Here is a 17,106-nt window from a genome sequence, read left to right on the forward strand (position 1 = left end):
CTCTACCCCACACTCAGACTCGCGGCCGCGCCCGGCCCGTAGCTGGCCGAAACCTGCGCCACCTCGACCTCGTATAGGCCCGTGACCCCGTCCGAAGACTGTGCCGCCGCGGAATAGGTCCAAATTGGCGTCGTGGCGATCTCTTCCCGAACAAGGGTGCCACCTGACCGAATCCGGATCAGATAAGTCTCGGACTCCTCGCCCAGCGGCACGTCCAGCACGTCCCAATCGTCGCCGTCGATCCGGGTTCGGCGTACCCAGGTGAAGAGGTCATCGCCCCCGTGTATTTCGACCTTCAGATGAACTGGCGCGTAGGGGCGCAGACCGCTTCCATCAAAGACCTCGACCTTATGGACATAGGAATCGTCTTCGTATCCGCGGGTGGCAGGCCCGATCCGGTAGTGCCGGGCAATTCGGCGTTCGGTCCGCAGCAGGCTGGTCTGAAGAACCCTCTCGTCAAGCAACACGAACACGGAACCCTCCGGCCAGCTTTCAGGCATGACTGCGTCCGTACCCAATTGGCCGCGCAGGCGGCCAGACAGGGCATAGACCCCGGGTTCCTGCAAGACGGCATCCGCGAATTGAAACACTTCCCAAGTTCCGGGCGTGCCGTCTCCGATCGCCGCCAAGTTGGCTCCTGTCAAAAGCGAGTCACGCGACCGCGACTGCAAGACGCCATCGACAAGGCGCACGCGCAGCGGCGCACCTTCATCCCAAACCCCTGCGCTCGCGGAAGGCAAGGAGGATTCGGTGAACCCGATCACAGCCTGACCAGTCACCAGATCGCGCAGCGCGTAGCCCTCGTCACTGTCCGAGGAATAGACGGCGACGCTGCCTTGCCAGGGATCGGCCGTGACGGCCAGATAAGGGGCGTGCGGCTCTTCGGCGCCGGTAATGAGTGGCAGGTCCAGAAAAATCGGAAGAACCGGGACTGGGGCCACAAAGGGTTGTGAGACATACCCATCATCCGCCATGTCAGACGGGGAATAGACCCCGGGCTCGATCCGCACGGCATCTGCCAGCTGGATGTCAGCCTGTTCCAACCGGTCTATGCGATACAGCGCACCGGCTCCCCCATTCCAGGATGGAAGTCGAACAATGTCGCCGGCGCCCAGATTCATCTGCGACGGCGGCAGCGCAAAGCGAGCGGTATTGCGCGCGACGCGGGCCTCGGCCAGCCAGCGTTCGACCGTCTGCCGTCCTTCGGAGCGGGTCATCGACAGAGGCATTTCGTTCACGGCTACAGAATGGGTCCGATCATCGGGCAGCACGGCCTCCTCCGCTACCACATCATGGTCCGCATCCGACTGAACAAAACGCAGACGCACGCGGCCGGCCATTTCGGCCTCGGCTTCGCGCTGGTACTGGACCCTGCCATCGACCTCGGGGCTTTCCGCGACCTGATCCAGCGACAGATCGAATGCCCGGCGCCCGGCCCTCATGCGGAATGTCAGAACACCGTCTCGCTCGATCGCATCAAATCCGTAGCGCAGCATCAGTGGCTGAAGGGCCGCCCGCGCGTCCGAAACATCTTCGATCACGTATCCACGGACAACTCCGTCCAGCGCAGACACATCAAAATCGGAGACGCCGGCAGCCTGACAAATCTCGGCCACCACCGAGGCCAGTGTCCTGGCACCAGAACGTCCGTTCAACCAATGACCACGGGCGTAGTTTTCGCCGTCGCTCCACTGTGAACGCAGGTTCGGGAATGTCGGGAAAGGTCTCGCGTCCCACGCCCATACATAGGCGTTCGAAACGTCCACCATCGGACCATCGTAGATGTCCGAAACTGGGTTGATCTGCGGATCGGTCCAATATCCAAGAACTGCCTTCAAATACTGAACCTGAATGAAATCGTCGCGTTGACCGTTCGAGTATTTAGGCAGATCGGATTCCGAGGATTTCGGATCCAAAAACTTGTTGGGTTGGTTCGTTCCCTTGTCTATGGCCGCACAGCCCAATTCCGTGAACCAGATCGGCTTTGATCCCGGAACCCAATCGGTCGGGTCAGCTTTGCGCACTCCTCCGATCCGTTCGTGGTGCAAGTTCGACCACCAGTTGCGGATGTCTTTGTATCGCCACACCCATGGCTCTGCATGTTCGCCGTCCTCGATCGGATACCTTATCTGCGCGTCCTGTTCTTCGGTTGTTGGATAGTACCAGTCGTATCCTTCACCGCCTTCGATGTTGCCGCGCAAATAATCCAGGTCGTAGATTGACCTAGCACCATCCAGCGCATCCAGATGCTCGTTGCCATCCCGCCAGTCCGAGACCGGCATGTAGTTGTCGATCCCGACGAAATCGATGTTTTCGTCTGCCCACAGAGGGTCCAGATGGAAGTATCGGTCACCGCTGCCATCGGCAGGCTGGTACCCGAAATATTCCGTCCAATCCGCGGCGTAGCCTATCTTGGTGTCTGGCCCCAGTATCTGCCGCGCTTCCGCCGCCAATGCCTTCAGCTGAGCAACGGCCGCGAACCCGGACGCGCCGCGTATCTGGGTAAGGCCACGCATTTCCGAGCCGATGCAGAACGCCTCGACCCCGCCTGCTGCCTTGCACAACGCCGCGTAGTGAAGAATGAAACGGCGCATGCTCCATTCTTCCGGTCCGGTATAGGTGACAGTGCCATTACCGATGATGAAATCCGAGGCTTGGGCTGCACCAAAAAAGCTTGCCACCTGAGCGTCCGCACCTGCGGTTCCGTCCAACGACCCCGGACGCCCTGGAGCCACGTCCAGCGTGATCCGGCCGCGCCACGGCAGATGCGGCTGATCGCCGGCATCCGACCATGGGTCTGGAAGACCATTACCCTGCATCTGATCCATCAGGATGAAAGGATAGAACATTACCCGGCTGCCGGAGCCCTTGAGGTGTTGAATGGCCTGAACCACCGACGCATCGGCCGGGGTACCGCCATAGACGGGTCGCCCGTCCACATGTTGCACGACCTGGGCCGATTTGCGCTTTAGCCCAGAGACTTTCCACGGCATGTTGGCGCCGTCCACGTCGTCGCGGATCACCTTGGGTCGAACGCTGCAAGCGCCGCAACGCAAGTCATCTCCGAACCAAGAGACCACCAGTGACGCAGCCTTGCAGCCCGGAAGTTCTTTGTTCAGGGCACGCACCGAGGCCACCAGATCGGGCTCGCCCGAGGGCGAATTGACGTTGGCGGCCCAGCTTTGGCCCGACCCTTTGGAATAGTTTACCTGCGTGCTGGCCAGCGTGTATTCCCCGGTGCCAGGCATCAGGGCCACGGCCCGGACAATCTGTTGCAATTCGGATTCGTAGTCTGGTGCGGATTTCTGATCAGGCCGAACAACCTCGAAAGAGAACTGGGGAACGCGATTGCCAAATTGCGCCAGCGGCAGGTCTTCAATCACAACATACGCAGTGCCGCGATAGGCCGGAACCGTTCCGGCACCTTCGATCGTTTCGATCAGTGGATCCGGCAGCTGATCCTGGCTGCCGGTATAAACCCGCATGTTCAGACTGTTACGCTCAAGCTCTTCCCCATCGGCCCATATCCGCGCGATGTCCGCGATCTCTCCGACGCCGACAGCAATCGCCAGTGATATCGAGTAGCTGTAGCTATGGGTGGTCGTGGTGACTTCGGCTGGTTTTGGCGTTCCTTTGCCGCCAGCAGACTGCGTAGACGTCGTGGTTTTGCGGGTCTCAAGGAAATCCGACGCCCAGATCACCTGCCCACCGACCCGCATTCGGCCGAACACGGTGGACAACGGCGCGCCCTCGCCTGTTTCCGTAAGTCTGAACCGGTCCAGCCGGCCAGACTCGACCACCTCGCTTCCGGCACCCATGACCGACTGGCTCATCAATCGCTGGTCGATAACCCGCCCGAGCGTCGCGCCGACTGCCCGGCCCACGATGGCCGTTGACAGCCCAGCAACGGTTCCACCGATGGACCCGCCCAGCGCAGCCCCCGCCGCAGATAAAACTATCGTCGCCATCAGTTGCCCTCCAAAGGAAATTCAAAGCAGGCGACCACCCGGCGGCGCCAGGGGTCGCTCAGTGCGTTTTCGACAACGCCATGTCCGGAATAGGCATGGATGAAGCGTGGCACGGCGTCGGCTTCACTCACGATACCAAGGTGTTTGGCCACACCGGCATCGCGCATCCGGAACAGCAGCACGCATCCAGGGGCCAGAAAGTTGCGCGGACGTTCGACCAGATTGCGCCGCGCAGCCGCCCACATGCGCTCTTCGCCCTGCGGTTCGGACCAGTCCATGCTGTAGGTAGGCACCGCCTCGGGCTCGCGGCCGATGACGGATCGCCAGACACCGCGCAGCAATCCCAAGCAATCGGTTCCCGCTCCCTTGACCGAGGCCTGATGCACATAGGGCGTTCCCAGCCAGCCTCGCGCTTCGTCCACGATATCCTGCGCCGTCACCATGACAGCCTGCTGCCTCCATTGTTCGCGTTGCCCTGTTTCGGCACGGCCATCACCCAGTCTTCGCTCGGCAGATCCGGAAAACCTTGGAAATTTATAATGTTGTTGAATTTCAACCGACAGGTCTCCATCCGCTTGTCGCAGCCCGCCAGCACCCGCACACGGTCACCGACGTCCAGACCCGAGCCCAGAGCAGTCCAAAGGTGCAATTCCCGCCCGATCTTGATGCACCGGTCCGTCTTCACCGAAGCCCAAAGACCCTGAGAGCGGCCGGTCAGCACATCGACGCGGCCGCGTTCAAACCAGCCGTCCTCAAACGCCTCCGCCCCCTGCAGTCTGAGGATCGGACCCTCGTCGATCTCGGCAATCTCGGCCTCGGCCCAGTAGCCGGGCGTCAACCTGTCGAAGCCGCAGGCTTTGTCACCCAAAACAGCCGTACAGGGTTTTTGGTAGATCCGCCCCAAGGGTCGGTTCAGCAGATCGGTCAGCCCGCGCAATTCGGCGTGAAACGCGCCCCCTGCGCGGCGCAGCTCGCCGATTGAGCCACGGAACTGCAACATGCGCTGTTCCGGCGCGGCCCAGTTGACCAGCCATGCTCGGACATCGGCACCGTCAAAGCGGCCGTCTTCGATATCCTCGTCGCGCACGGCCGCATCAGACAGCGCCCCCATGGCCTCGGAATTGTCGATCGACAGGCCCGTCGCCTGTTCGATGGCCGAGGCTGTGAGACCGGTGCTTGCCTTGAAAACCAGCCCGTCAAAGGCCAGTTCGCGGTCATGGTCGGTGAACCCGAAGGACATGCCATCGGTTCGGGTGATCGCCCAACAGCGGCAGACCGTAGTCATGCCGGACTGAAGATGGGTCAGCAATGCCTGCTTGTCGCCGCTCATCAGACCCGCACCTCCACCACCGGAACATTGGGTACGTCGCCTGCCTGAAAGCTGGCCACGCTGACTTGGATCCTGTCGGTGTCAAACCGCACCGGCACATCGAATTCAAACCCGGCGGTCACGTCGACCCCCTCGGATGGCGGGACGACGAATTGGATCAGACCGCTATTCAGGTCCACCTCGAAATCGACGCCTTCTCGGGCCTCATCCTGATCCAGCCCAATCTTGACCGTACCCAGCACCGGCTTGACGATGGGCCTGACATAGCTGACCCCGCCCGAGGCATAGGTCTTGACCAACTGGAACTCGGTCGTGACCCCGTCGCCTTGCCCGATCACCTGGTCGCCCTTGTCGAACTCGGCAGTGGCGGCGCAGGACTTGTAGTCCGACCAGTCCTTCCAGCGGAACCCGTACATCTGACCCTGACGCGCTTCGAAAAAGGCGATCAGCGTCTGGATGTCGTCCAGCGACCGCATCCCCAAACCGGCGTCATAACGCCGCCGCGAATGCGCCCAGGGCGTGTTGCGTTCTTCGAACCCGTTGGCCAGCGTCACGATATCCGTGCGCCGCTCGGGGCCGCCGACCGAGCCGAAACTCAGGCTGGCGGGAAATCTGACTTCGTGGAAATTCATGTCCTGCTCCCTAAACTAGCGGTTGCGATTGCCGCGCCCCAGGGCGCGGCTTATCTGGGCCGCGATCTGGCCCTGGCTGCGGCGGAAGCCCTGAACGTCGGGTGTGGTGATGTTCATCACCACGTTCACCGCCCGTCCGCCGCCCGAGTTGCGCACACCCAACTTGCCGTCAGGTCCGCGCGCCAGCGGCATGATCGCCTCGGGGCCGGCCTCGCCCATCAACCCGGTCGCACCGCGCATCGGAAAGGTGGTGGGCCCAGTAACCACGCCGCCATTGGCAAAGGGCATGACGCGCCCCTGTGCGAAACTGCCGCCATCGGCAAAGGGCAGCAGCCCCTGCACCAGGCCGCCGACCGTATTGGCCAGCATGCCGCCGAAATGATCCGTCACCGGCTTGATCGCCGCCGAATAGGCCGTGCGGATCATCGAGTTTTTCAGCACGTCCAGCGCATCCGACAGGTTCATGCCGTCCAGAACCACGCCGTCGAAGGCCTTTCGCAGGCCGCTCGACATGCCCCGCTCCAGGGTAGCGACATCCTTCCCGGTCTCTTCAAAGGCGGCGCTGATCCGCTTCATCTGGGCATCGAAGGCCGCCGCCATCGTGGCGGCATCGCCCAGGGCATCGCCCAGCGCCTCGCCGCGCTCCTGCAGGTCGTCAAACCCGTCCCGATCCGTCATCACGCTCTCCTTGTATCTTGTCGGGCCAGGCGGTCAGCAACCTGTCCAGCCGCGCCCGGTTCATCGCCGTCATCCCGCGGCCCTGCCCCAGCATCAGCCGCAGTTCGGCCGGGGTCAGACGCCAGAACTGATCCGGCGTCAGCCGCAGCTCGTGCAGCCCGGCACGCATCAGGCCGGGCCAGTCAAAGCCGCTCATGACTCACCCGGCACCATGAAGGCCCGCGCCAGCAGCTCGGCCGCCGCCCGCGCCGCCGCCATCGGGCCGCCCTCTATCTCGGCCCGCAACATGTCGGCGCGGGTCACATCCATCCCGCCACCGCGCAACCCCGCCAAGATCAGCGCCAGCACGTCACCGCTGGAATAGGCGCCGCTCTCGAACCGCTGCACCAGTTCCACCAAAGACCCTGCGCCCAGCTCCTGCTCCAGCTCGGCCAACGCGCCCAGCGTCAGCTTCAGCACCCGGCGCTGGCCATCGACCACCAGCGCCACTTCTCCCGCCCACGGATTGACCATCACAACGCCACGAAGGTCAGAGCACCGGCGCTGGCCAGGCTCATCTCATAGGTCGCTTCGCCATTATGCGAGCCGGCATACTCGATCCCGGTCACTTGGAACGGTCCTTCGACGATGCCGAAATCGGGGATGATCACCTGAAAGGCGGGCGTTTCGCCGTCAAAGAACAACTGCCGCGCGCGTTCATCCGTGCCGGCGTCCTTGAACACGCCCGATCCGGAAATCGAGGCCGACTTGACCCCCGCCCCCGACAGCAGCTCGCGCCAGCCGCCTTGGCTCTCCAACGAGGTGACATCCACGCTTTCCGCGTTGAAACTGATCCGCGTGGCGCGCAGCCCCGCGATTGTTTCGAACAGACCCGTGCCGTTCATGTCCACCTTGACCAGCAGGTCCTTACCGTTCTGGGCACCCATATGCTCTCTCCAATGATTGCTTAGTTGTCTTCCACGCGGGCGCGGAATCTCAGGTCGATCTGCCGGATCGCGCCACCTGTCCCGGTGCGCCGGGCCGAGGCCCGCTCGAACCACAGCCCCACCAGCCGCCCCCGATCCAGCGTCAGCGCGGCCCCGTCCAGCGCGTCGCACACGGCCCCGGCCAAGGTCTTGGCCGCGCCGAAGCCGGCGGCCTCCGAGACCACCGATACGGTGAACCGATGCAAAGTGCCCTGCCCCGTCTTGTCCGAGGCGTCGCGCACCTCTTCCGGACCCAGGGTGACGTAGGTCTGCGGCAATGTCCCCGAAGGCACCGCGTCATAAACCGCGTCGCCGACCTGGGCCAAAATGCCCCTGTCGTTGACAAGTTGCTGGAACACAGCCGCCTGCAGCGCGGCCGAAACGCCATAGCTCATGCCGCCACCTCCTCATCCGCGAAACAGGTCAGATAGCGACCGGCCGGGTCGTATTCGGCCACGGCGCGGATCACGAAGCGCCGCTCGCCCTCGCGAAACCTCTGATCGGGTGCCGGGCGCATCGACGACCCCTCGGGCGCGCCACGCACAACGATGCGGTAACTCACGCGCGACACCGGCACATTCGCGACCGCGCGCTCGGTGCCGGTCCGGGCGGTCACCTCAGCCCACAGCGTGCCCAGAGGCGCCCACGTCTCGGCATAGCCGCCCGCGCCATCGGCTACCCGCACCGGGGCCTCCAGCACCAGCTGCCGGTTCGGGTGGGGCGCGCTCATTGCATCACCCCCGCGCCGAAACGCACCATGCGATAGCGCTGGATCAGGCTGGTCACGCCGAAGGGCATGCAGCCGTCACTCAGGCTGGTCTCGTCGCGATACTCATAGTAATGCGTCGCCAGCAGCAGCACCGCCTGCCCCAGATCCGCCGGCAGCCCGCCCCAATCCGCCGCCATCCCAGCCGTCAGCGCGATGGTCACCTCTCCACCGGTGGGAATGGCGGGCAGGCAAGCCCCCATCGGGCGCAGGCAAGGGCGCTGGTTGTCGCGCTCCAGGCGATAGGCCCCGGGCGCCACCACCTGCTGGGCGCCCTGCGCGTCGGTCAGCGTCACCGCGTAGATACTCGTCACCGGCGCGACCGGCAGAACCTCGCCCGCGTCGTTGCGCCAGCGGCTCAGGGTCCAGGTGAAACTGCGCGATATCAGCACTTTGCCCGTGCGCGCCTCGATCGCGGCCATCGCCGCCCTCAGGAACCCCTTCAACACGTCGTCCTGCAGGCTGATCTCGGCAAATCCCGTGCCCAGCCGCAGATGCGCCTTGAACTGATCCACCGGCAGCGCCGCATCCGCGATGGCGGTTTCTTCGATCAACATCATCCATTCACTCCGCAATCTCGGACCCCTCCGGGGGCCGCATCCTTGGAAAATGGCGGGCACGTGCCGCCCCACGTTGCTCGGACGGAGGGGAGCAGCTAGACAACGCGGGGGATCTCACCCCGACCCGCGCCCGCCGCCCGAGGGACCGACCCACCGGCCCCCCGGATCCGTCACCGCTTAGGCGGTGCCGAATTTCACCAGCTTGATCGCGGCAAAGTCGCTGATGTCGCCGCCCACGCGCTTGGTGGCATAGAACAGGACATGCGGCTTGGCGCTGAACGGATCACGCAGCACGCGCAGGTCGGGGCGCTCGGCAATGGTATAGCCGGCCGAGAAGTCACCGAAGGCGATCGAGAAGCTGTCGGTGCCCGGATCGGGCATGTCCTCGGCGATCAGCACCGGATAGCCCATCAGGCGCGCGGGCTCACCCGCGGCTAGGCCGTCCGACCACAGGAAGCGGCCGTCGGCATCCTTCAGCTTGCGGATCACGCCGGCGGTTTTTGAGTTCATCACGAAGGTGCCGTTCACGCGGTACTGCGCGCCCAGCGCATAGACCACGTCCACGATCGCATCCGCGTCGATGCCGCCCGCGACACCGGTGGGCACATAGCCCAGGTTGCCCCAGGTCCAGACATCATTGTCCACCGCCGGATGGCTCAGGATGCCCTTGGGCTTGTCGATGCCGTCACCGTTGATGAAAGCCGCCGCCTCGGCGCGGGCGAACTTGTCGGCGATACGGCCGGCCAGCCAGCCCTCGACGTCGAATGCGCTGTCATCCAGCAGCCGCTGCGAAGCCTTGGGCAGCGCGCTCAGCTCGTGCAGCGGGATCGAGATGCGGTCGATCGACGGGGTGCCGGTCTCGGCGGCGGTGGCGTTCTCGGCAGCCCAGCCCGCGCCTACATCGGTATGATCGATCAGCACGTCGAACGAATTGGCCTCGACATTCACGACCGACGCGATCGAGCGGATCGAGGCGGTGGATTTCAGTACCGACTTGATCATCTCGGCGGTCTGTGGATCGACCAGGTAGCCGCCATCGCTGTTGACGGCCGTCGACAGCGACTTGGCCTCGATTTCCAGCCCACGCAGGGCATCGTCATCGCCCGAGCGTACATAGGCGTCAAAGGCCTTCTGGTGCGGCGCTTCCTCCAGGGTCGAGGCCGCAAGATGCGGGCGCGCCGCGATGGTTGATTTACGATCCAGCATGGTCAGTCGCTCTTCTGTTTGTTGCATTTTCTGTTGAACTTCAGCCTTCAGGTCCTTGAATTCACTCACGAAGCCAGCCATCGCCTGCTTCACCTCCTGAACCAGGGGCACACCCTCTCCGGTCAAGGCCGCGATCTCGGTCTTGCTCATCAGCACTTCCTTTCTGGGTGGGGGTTGAGGCGCGCTAGGGTCGCGCCAGCTCCTGCCGGGCGCTCTGGAACACCTCGGCAATACTGCGCCAGGTGTCCTCGGCATCGGGGTCCGTCCCCTTTGCCGCCACCCGCGCACTGGGCAGCATCGGGAAGGTCACCAGCGACACCTCCCACAGCTCCAGTTCCGTCAAGAGCCGCCGGCCCTTGTCATCCTTCACGGCCCGCTTGGTGCGATAGCCGATCGACAGCCCGTCCAGCGCACCCGCGCGGATCAGCTCGGCCGCTTCGCGCCCCTTCTGGGTGCTCTGCAGCAACCGCCCCTTGACCCACAGGCCGCGCTCATCCTCGCGCACCTCGTCCCACACGCCGATGGGCTGGGCCGGGTCGTGCTGCCACAACATCTTGACCCGCTGACCGGCCGCCTTAAGCCCGGCCAGCGACGCGGCATAGGCACCTTTCTGCACCACGTCGCGGCCCTGATCGACCTGGCCGAACAGGCTGGCATAGCCCTCGATCACCGTGTCTTCGGTCACCGACAGCCCATCGCCGAACCGCGCGAACTTGCGTTCCAAATCCATGAACAACTCCTCGTAAGCCACTGAATTCATGGCGCCACCGGCAGGAAAGACTGGAACGCCTGCGCCAGGATCACCGCCGCCACGCCATAGACCGTCAGCCACAACCGCCGCTCCAGCCGTTCCATCATTTCCTCGATCTGATCCAGTCGCCTGCACAGATGCGCATGCTGGATCTCGGCCACCCTCTCGTGCGAGGCCAGACGCAGGCCCGGCGCGCAGTCAAAGGGCGGATATCCCGGCGTGTCAGCCATCCGCCGTCTCCGCCAGCGCCGGCAGGCCCAGCAGAGCACGCTTTTCGGCATCCGTCAGGAAATCGGCGTTGGCCACCCGCGCCCATTGCGCGTCACGCTCCGCCGCCAGCGCCGGCACCTGGTCCAGATCGGGCTTCAGCACAAGATCCTCGCCGATAAAGTCCGACAGCCAGTCCGACAACGCCGCCGCCACCCGCGTCACCAGGGGCAGGACGGTCAGGCGATAGAACGCCCGGTTGGCCTCCTGATAGTTCGAATAGGTCGCGTCACCCTGGATCCCCAGCAGCATCGGCGGGACACCGAAGGCCAGCGCGATCTCGCGGGCGGCGGCTTCCTTGGTCTTCTGAAACTCCATGTCCGAGGGCGAAAATCCCATCGGCTTCCAATCCAGCCCCCCTTCCAGAACCATCGGACGCCCGGCATTGCGCGCCCCGCGATAGTTCGCCTCGATCTCGTCGCTCAGGCGGCGGAACTGCTCTTCGGCCATCACGCCCTGCCCGTCGCCGCCTTTCCACACCAGCGCCCCCGAGGGCCGAGCGGCATTGTCCAACAGCGATTTCGACCAGCGCGAGGCGCTGTTGTGCACGTCGATCGCCATCGCCGCCGCCTGCATGGGCGAGAACCCGTAATGGTCATCCTGCGGATGGAACGACTTGATGTGGCAGATGGCCTCGGCAGGGAACCGGTGCGTCTTGCCCCCGGCGGTATAATCATAGGCCCTGGGCCAGCCATCCGCCCCCGGCACCACGCTCATCCGGTCCGAGCGCAGCACATGCAGCTCGACCGGCAGTCCGCCCTCGGCCTGCACCGCCTCGACATAGGCGTTGCCCGACAGCAGCAGCTGCCCGAACAGCGCCTCCAGCAGCTCGGCCTTGCCCTGCGCCGCGTTCGGACGACGCATCAGGCGCAGAACCGGGTGCGTCTCGTACCGCTGTGCATCGTCCTGCAGGACCAGAGGCAGCGCCGCCGCCGCCTCGGCAATCAGCTTGACCGACCGGAACCCCACCGGGTTGCCCGAAAACCCCGTGCGCGTCAGCGAGGCTGTGTCCCGCGGGCTCCAGGCAACGCGGCCGCCGGTCTGCCAGGCCACCACTGGCCCGGCCGCGCTTGCTTTTGCCTCGGGGGCTTTCTCAGCCGATCCACGACGCAAGAAATCGAATACCATGTCCAGATGCTCCTTTCTGCCGCCGCTCTGCCCGGCTTGTTGAAAGGAGTTATGACGGAAAGATCTTTAGGCCTCGGGAATGGGGCGTACGGCGGTTGCGCAACGGCTTTGGAACCTGTGCCCGCAGGATAAACCTCGGCATCCGACGGAAATGCGCTACCCTCTGCATCGGAGCTTCAGGAGGGGTCAGCCATGTATGAAAGCGCAGTGAAAACCGGAGGGATCGCCGTCGTGACCGGCGCCGCCAGCGGAGTCGGGCGCGTCGCGGCTCAGCGTTTTGCCCAGGCCGGGATAAACGTGATACTGGCCGATCTTCCGGGACAGGCGCTGGACGAAACGACGGAAGACCTGAAGGCAGGCCTTGACGCGGTAAACATCACTGCGGTGCCGACGGATGTCACCTCACAAGCCGAAATGGAAAACCTGGCCGACACAGCTTTCGCCGCAGGGCAGGTTGCCGTCTTGATGAACAATGCAGGGATCAGCCTGCCTACGAAAACATGGGAGTCATTCGACAACTGGCAGAAAATTCTCGACGTGAACTTTCTGGGGGTCCTGCGCGGCATCCACGCCTTCCTGCCCCGCATGATCGAGGCTGACCGCCCGGCCGTCGTCATCAACACCGGGTCAAAGCAGGGGATCACCTCCCCGCCAGGCAACCCCGGCTACAACGTGTCCAAGGCCGCCGTCAAAACGCTGACCGAACAGCTCGCGCACGAGCTGCGCGAGGCCGGCGTGCCCATCACCGCGCATCTCTTTGTTCCGGGCTTCACCTATACCGGCATGATCGCGTCATTCCTGCCCGAAAAACCGGCCGCCGCCTGGACCAGCGAGCAGACCGTCGACTATTTCCTGGACCGCATGGCCCAGGGCGATTTCTACATCCTCTGCCCCGACAACGACGTCGATGCCGAACGCGACCGCCGCCGGGTTCAATGGGCTGCCGAGGACATCATCCACAATCGCCCCGCCCTCTCGCGCTGGCACCCCGACTACGCCGAGGCCTTCGCCAAGTTCGAAAAGCCCGAGGGCTGATCACAAAACCCGCACCCTCGGCCTCCGATATGCAGCGGCCGGCCCCACCACCAGCTCATGCAGCGCCCAGACCAGCGCATCGACCCGGTCGGGCGAGTCCTGCCCCTCGAACCCGCGCGCGGTCATCTGGCACATCTGTTCCTCCAGCGCGTCCAGCCCGGCGACATGGAACACCCGCCCCTGCTCATACAGCGCCGCCACCGGCTCGGCCCGCGCCACCTTCCCGCGCGAGGCCCGCACCGCCCGGAACGGGACCAGAGGGTCCACCTGCCGCACCACCTCTTCGACCAACTGTCCGCCCTGGTTGACCTCGGCCACCAGCCGCTCGGCCCCGAATTCGTCCATCGCATCAATCGCCGCACGCGCCCAGCCCGCCGGGCCAACGCCCTGCACCGTCCCGTCGGCCAGCACATAGGCGCGCCACTCCTCGGGCGGCCCCTGCAACTGCGCGCCCACCACCACGATCCCGCAGGCATCCGCGCCCGACCCGCCCGTCACCGCCGGGTCCAGCGCCACCACCACGCGGTCCAGCTCGGGCACCGCCCCGACCCGCGCCGAATCCAGCATCGAACCGGTCCACAGCGCCCCCTCGGCATCGGCCAGCAGCACCCCGTCCAGTTCCTGCCGCCCCAGCCGTGTGCCGGCATAGCGCGCGCGCACCTCCTGCAAAAAGGACACCGCCAGGTTGGCCCGGTTCGCCTCGGTCGGCGCGTGGGTCATCACCGTGGACGGCGCCGCCAGAAGATCCTTCAAAACCTTCACGTTGCGCGGCGTCGTGGTGACGCAGACCCGCGGCCGCTCGCCCAGCCGCAACGCGAATTGCAGCATGTCCCAGGTCTCACCCGCCTTTTTCCACTTGGCCAGTTCATCCACCCAGGCCGCATCGAACTGCGGCCCCCGCAGCCCCTCGGGGTCATGCGCCGAAAAGGCCTGCGCCTCGGCCCCGTTGGGCCAGACCAGCTTGCGCTCGGATGCCTTCCACTGCGGCCGCCGGTCGGGTGGAGAGCACTGCATGATCCCGCTGTCGCCAAAGATCATCACGTCGCGCACCTGGTCAAAGGTCTCGCCCACCAGCGCCACGCGCCGGGCCTCGCCCTCATCAAACGGCTTGGCCCCCTCGACCATGGATCGCACCCATTCGGCCCCGGCCCGCGTCTTGCCCGCGCCGCGCCCGCCCATGATGACCCAGGACCGCCATTCGCCCTCGGGCGGCAGCTGATGCGGCAGCGCCCAGAACTCGAACAGGAAAGGGAGGGCACACAGCCCCCCCTCCCCGATCTCACTCAGAAATCTGTCCCGCACCGCAGCAGGCGCGGAGGCGAGCCAATCGGCACCCGATCTCAGATCGGGCCCGCTCCAGGTCGAGCGCATAGCCCCCTTGGGCAATTCCCGCTTGTCTGTGACACTGTTCGACAAAGCTTGTCTCCACTTTCTGGCAACTTCGGATCAGCCCCTCTAGCTGTCCGAGTTGTCTGGCTGAACTCGCCAGGTCTTCATCCTCCCCGGCCTCGATCCGCCTGCGCAGGTCTTCCGCCGCTTGCCGCAAACCGCGAATGGACACTTCCAACGACTGCAATAGCTCGGCCGTCCGGGACATCCGCTCTTCCGGGGTAATCAAAGTCATGTTTGCCTGTGACCTCATGCGTGAGTGATCTCCGCACGAGAGAAATGAAAAACGGCCGCCGGGTCGCCCCGGGGCCGTTGCCCACTTCTTCTAGCATGACACAACTTATACGCGAAACCGGGCGCTCAGTCAAGCTCCGACGCAACAGCGCGCAACAAGTAACGCACTGCCAGTTTTAACAAAATCCTAATTCAGCTCAGGGACCGCAACCAATTCTGTGATCGGCAAGATTTCCGCGACGGAGTAATTCCCGTCGTGCGTTTCAAAAACGGATTGCACACGCAATCTGCATAAACACCAAGAACCGCAAACATACGAAAAACTTCTGAAGGACAAAAAATGTACCATCCCCTCAGCTATGTCTCGGTAATCTGTCTGGGAGGCCTGATGCTCTTCGGCACAGTGGCGCAGGCTCAGACAGGGCACCGCGGACCTGATCTTGGCAAGATCGCCAGCGAGATTGGCGTTCCGCAATCTGCGCTCCAAAGCTGCCTGGGCGATCGTCCCAAGCCCGGCAAGCGCCCCGAGCGCCCTGACGCGGGTATAATTGCTTCGTGCCTGTCCAAGGCCGGGCACCCCTCCACCGCACAGGCAGTCGAAAAGGCGCTGGCTGCCGCCGCCCCGACGCCTCGTCGTTGACCATCCATTTGCAACGGATAGGACACCGGCAGCCTTGACTGCCGGTGTTGGCTTGACATTCGCCTCAGCAGCGCTCATCTACGCCACAGCGCTGCCGCGTGAGCACGCGGACCGAACCGAGGTCCGAGATAGCGCCCAAATTTCCCAGTTCCCATTCACGCAGGGTTCTTGACGCAAAAGCCGGACGTTGCGGGACTCGCCCGCAAATCCTGAGGCTGCGCACACTCCCTGCCGGTCGTGCAATCCGCGCGGCCAGCTACTCTTGTTCGCGTACGGCCAATGCCGGTGCGGATCACAAAGGAAGACGACTTGTTCGATTTCGACATGCTCGGCCTCGCGCCGGCACTGAACGACGCGCTCGAGCGCGCAAATTTCACTCAACCCACACCGATCCAGAACCAGGCCATCCCGTTGGCCTTGGAAGGACATGACATTCTGGGCCTTGCACAGACCGGCACCGGCAAGACGCTGGCCTTTGGCCTGCCGCTGATCGACCACCTTCTGGCGCAGCCCGGCAAACCGGCACCCAAAACCGCCAAGGCGCTGATCCTCGCTCCAACCCGCGAACTGGTGAACCAGATCGCTGAAAGCCTCCGCACGCTTACCAAAAAGACGAAACTGCGCGTGGCCACAGTTGTGGGCGGACAGTCGATCAACAAACAGATCATGTTCCTGTCGCGTGGGACCGATATTCTTGTCGCGACCCCCGGTCGTTTGATCGACCTGATGGAACGTGGCGCGGTCGATCTCGGCTCGGTTCGGCACCTAGTTCTGGATGAGGCCGACCAGATGCTGGACCTCGGCTTCATCCACGCTCTGCGCAAAATCGCGCCGCAACTGGGCACTCCGCGCCAGACCATGCTGTTCTCGGCCACCATGCCGAAGCAGATGGAGGAACTCAGCCGCGCCTACCTGACCAACCCGCAACGGGTGCAGGTCTCGCCTCCGGGCAAGGCGGCCGACAAGATCACCCAGTCGGTGCATTTCGTTGAAAAGCCGGGAAAACCCGCCAAGCTGCGCGAGATCCTTTCGCGTGATACCGACGCCCTGACGCTTGTGTTCTCCCGGACCAAGCATGGTGCGGAAAAGCTGATGAAAGGGTTGGTGGCCGACGGCTACAACGCAGCATCGATCCATGGCAACAAGAGCCAGGGCCAGCGGGATCGCGCCATCAAGGCCTTCCGCGCCGGCGAGATCACAGTTCTGGTTGCCACCGACGTGGCAGCCCGTGGCATCGACATTCCAGGGGTGGCCTATGTCATCAACTATGACCTGCCGGACGTTCCTGACAACTATGTGCACCGCATTGGCCGCACCGCTCGGGCCGGCCGCGAAGGCGAAGCCATCGCCTTCTGCGCACCGGATGAATTTGATCTGCTGCGTCAGATTCAGAAATTGATGAAGATCGAGATCCCGGTCGCCAGCGGAGCGGCACCCGAAGCCGCAGAGGCCGCCAAGCCCGGCAATCGCCAGCGCAATCGACGCCGTGGCCCGAAACCGCAGGGCACAAATGGCCTCGCCAACCGTCGGCGCCGTCCGCGCCGCAAATCGGCCGCA

20 protein-coding genes are annotated in these 17,106 nt (G+C 64.2%); 3 read left to right on the plus strand and 17 right to left on the minus strand.

The window, feature by feature from the left end; genetic code table 11:
* Positions 1-2: 2 nt before the first annotated feature.
* The 15 genes from AC2FM5_RS10890 to AC2FM5_RS10960 all read right to left on the minus strand — a co-directional run bounded on the left by AC2FM5_RS10890 (position 3) and on the right by AC2FM5_RS10960 (position 12,251).
* On the minus strand, positions 3-3,968 hold the full coding sequence (locus tag AC2FM5_RS10890) for a baseplate multidomain protein megatron (RefSeq protein WP_496735521.1): 3,966 nt from the start codon (positions 3,966-3,968) through the stop codon (positions 3-5).
* Positions 3,968-4,411 carry a C40 family peptidase gene (locus AC2FM5_RS10895; RefSeq protein ID WP_496735523.1) on the minus strand — a complete coding sequence of 148 codons (444 nt, stop codon included), beginning with the start codon at positions 4,409-4,411 and terminating at the stop codon, positions 3,968-3,970. The genes AC2FM5_RS10890 and AC2FM5_RS10895 overlap by 1 nt, the downstream gene beginning before the upstream one ends.
* Positions 4,405-5,298: a phage/gene transfer agent baseplate hub protein gene (locus tag AC2FM5_RS10900; protein ID WP_496735525.1), complete on the minus strand. Its 894-nt coding sequence runs from the start codon at positions 5,296-5,298 to the stop codon at positions 4,405-4,407. Before AC2FM5_RS10900 ends, AC2FM5_RS10895 begins: the two co-directional genes overlap by 7 nt.
* A complete protein-coding gene (locus AC2FM5_RS10905; protein ID WP_170437868.1) occupies positions 5,298-5,930 on the minus strand; it encodes a DUF2460 domain-containing protein in 633 nt (210 codons plus the stop codon). Before AC2FM5_RS10905 ends, AC2FM5_RS10900 begins: the two co-directional genes overlap by 1 nt.
* A gap of 15 nt (positions 5,931-5,945) precedes the next feature.
* The gene (locus AC2FM5_RS10910) at positions 5,946-6,608 is read right to left on the minus strand and encodes an RcGTA-type gene transfer agent tail tape measure protein (protein WP_170358771.1); all 663 of its coding nucleotides are present in this window, start codon (positions 6,606-6,608) and stop codon (positions 5,946-5,948) included.
* Entirely contained in the window at positions 6,586-6,804 is a 219-nt protein-coding gene (locus AC2FM5_RS10915; RefSeq protein ID WP_496735528.1) for a rcc01693 family protein, read from the minus strand. The genes AC2FM5_RS10910 and AC2FM5_RS10915 overlap by 23 nt, the downstream gene beginning before the upstream one ends.
* Positions 6,801-7,121: a gene transfer agent family protein gene (locus AC2FM5_RS10920; protein WP_170358767.1), complete on the minus strand. Its 321-nt coding sequence runs from the start codon at positions 7,119-7,121 to the stop codon at positions 6,801-6,803. The genes AC2FM5_RS10915 and AC2FM5_RS10920 overlap by 4 nt, the downstream gene beginning before the upstream one ends.
* Entirely contained in the window at positions 7,121-7,534 is a 414-nt protein-coding gene (locus AC2FM5_RS10925; protein ID WP_170443078.1) for a phage major tail protein, TP901-1 family, read from the minus strand. The genes AC2FM5_RS10920 and AC2FM5_RS10925 overlap by 1 nt, the downstream gene beginning before the upstream one ends.
* Before the next feature lie 20 nt (positions 7,535-7,554).
* Positions 7,555-7,968 carry a DUF3168 domain-containing protein gene (locus tag AC2FM5_RS10930; RefSeq protein ID WP_170432088.1) on the minus strand — a complete coding sequence of 138 codons (414 nt, stop codon included), beginning with the start codon at positions 7,966-7,968 and terminating at the stop codon, positions 7,555-7,557.
* On the minus strand, positions 7,965-8,303 hold the full coding sequence (locus tag AC2FM5_RS10935; protein WP_496735531.1) for a head-tail adaptor protein: 339 nt from the start codon (positions 8,301-8,303) through the stop codon (positions 7,965-7,967). Before AC2FM5_RS10935 ends, AC2FM5_RS10930 begins: the two co-directional genes overlap by 4 nt.
* Entirely contained in the window at positions 8,300-8,899 is a 600-nt protein-coding gene (locus AC2FM5_RS10940; protein ID WP_170438903.1) for a head-tail connector protein, read from the minus strand. Before AC2FM5_RS10940 ends, AC2FM5_RS10935 begins: the two co-directional genes overlap by 4 nt.
* A 177-nt stretch (positions 8,900-9,076) precedes the next feature.
* Complete coding sequence (locus AC2FM5_RS10945; protein WP_496735534.1) at positions 9,077-10,255, minus strand: phage major capsid protein; 1,179 nt, start codon at positions 10,253-10,255, stop codon at positions 9,077-9,079.
* A 34-nt stretch (positions 10,256-10,289) separates the two neighbouring features.
* Positions 10,290-10,835, minus strand: a complete 546-nt coding sequence (locus tag AC2FM5_RS10950) for an HK97 family phage prohead protease (RefSeq protein WP_496735536.1) — start codon at positions 10,833-10,835, stop codon at positions 10,290-10,292.
* A 26-nt stretch (positions 10,836-10,861) separates the two neighbouring features.
* Complete coding sequence (locus AC2FM5_RS10955; protein WP_496735538.1) at positions 10,862-11,086, minus strand: GTA head formation protein, RCAP_rcc01685 family; 225 nt, start codon at positions 11,084-11,086, stop codon at positions 10,862-10,864.
* Entirely contained in the window at positions 11,079-12,251 is a 1,173-nt protein-coding gene (locus tag AC2FM5_RS10960) for a phage portal protein (RefSeq protein ID WP_170599498.1), read from the minus strand. Before AC2FM5_RS10960 ends, AC2FM5_RS10955 begins: the two co-directional genes overlap by 8 nt.
* Positions 12,252-12,443: 192 nt before the next feature.
* Here AC2FM5_RS10960 and AC2FM5_RS10965 point away from each other — a divergent pair, with 192 nt between their 5' ends.
* Entirely contained in the window at positions 12,444-13,286 is an 843-nt protein-coding gene (locus tag AC2FM5_RS10965; protein WP_496735540.1) for an SDR family NAD(P)-dependent oxidoreductase, read from the plus strand.
* On the opposite strand, the gene AC2FM5_RS10970 is transcribed toward AC2FM5_RS10965, so the two are convergent.
* Positions 13,287-14,657 (minus strand): DNA-packaging protein, encoded by a 1,371-nt coding sequence (locus tag AC2FM5_RS10970; RefSeq protein ID WP_496735542.1) that lies wholly within the window; start codon positions 14,655-14,657, stop codon positions 13,287-13,289. It abuts the gene before it with no gap.
* Positions 14,566-14,910 (minus strand): hypothetical protein, encoded by a 345-nt coding sequence (locus AC2FM5_RS10975; RefSeq protein ID WP_170446514.1) that lies wholly within the window; start codon positions 14,908-14,910, stop codon positions 14,566-14,568. Before AC2FM5_RS10975 ends, AC2FM5_RS10970 begins: the two co-directional genes overlap by 92 nt.
* A gap of 339 nt (positions 14,911-15,249) precedes the next feature.
* Here AC2FM5_RS10975 and AC2FM5_RS10980 point away from each other — a divergent pair, with 339 nt between their 5' ends.
* The gene (locus AC2FM5_RS10980; protein WP_170390426.1) at positions 15,250-15,549 is read left to right on the plus strand and encodes a hypothetical protein; all 300 of its coding nucleotides are present in this window, start codon (positions 15,250-15,252) and stop codon (positions 15,547-15,549) included.
* Between the two features lie 309 nt (positions 15,550-15,858).
* A partial coding sequence (locus AC2FM5_RS10985) for a DEAD/DEAH box helicase (RefSeq protein WP_170358751.1) occupies positions 15,859-17,106 on the plus strand: 1,248 nt, incomplete at its 3' end.

The sequence above is a fragment of the Ruegeria sp. BHSA162 genome, assembly GCF_059613385.1.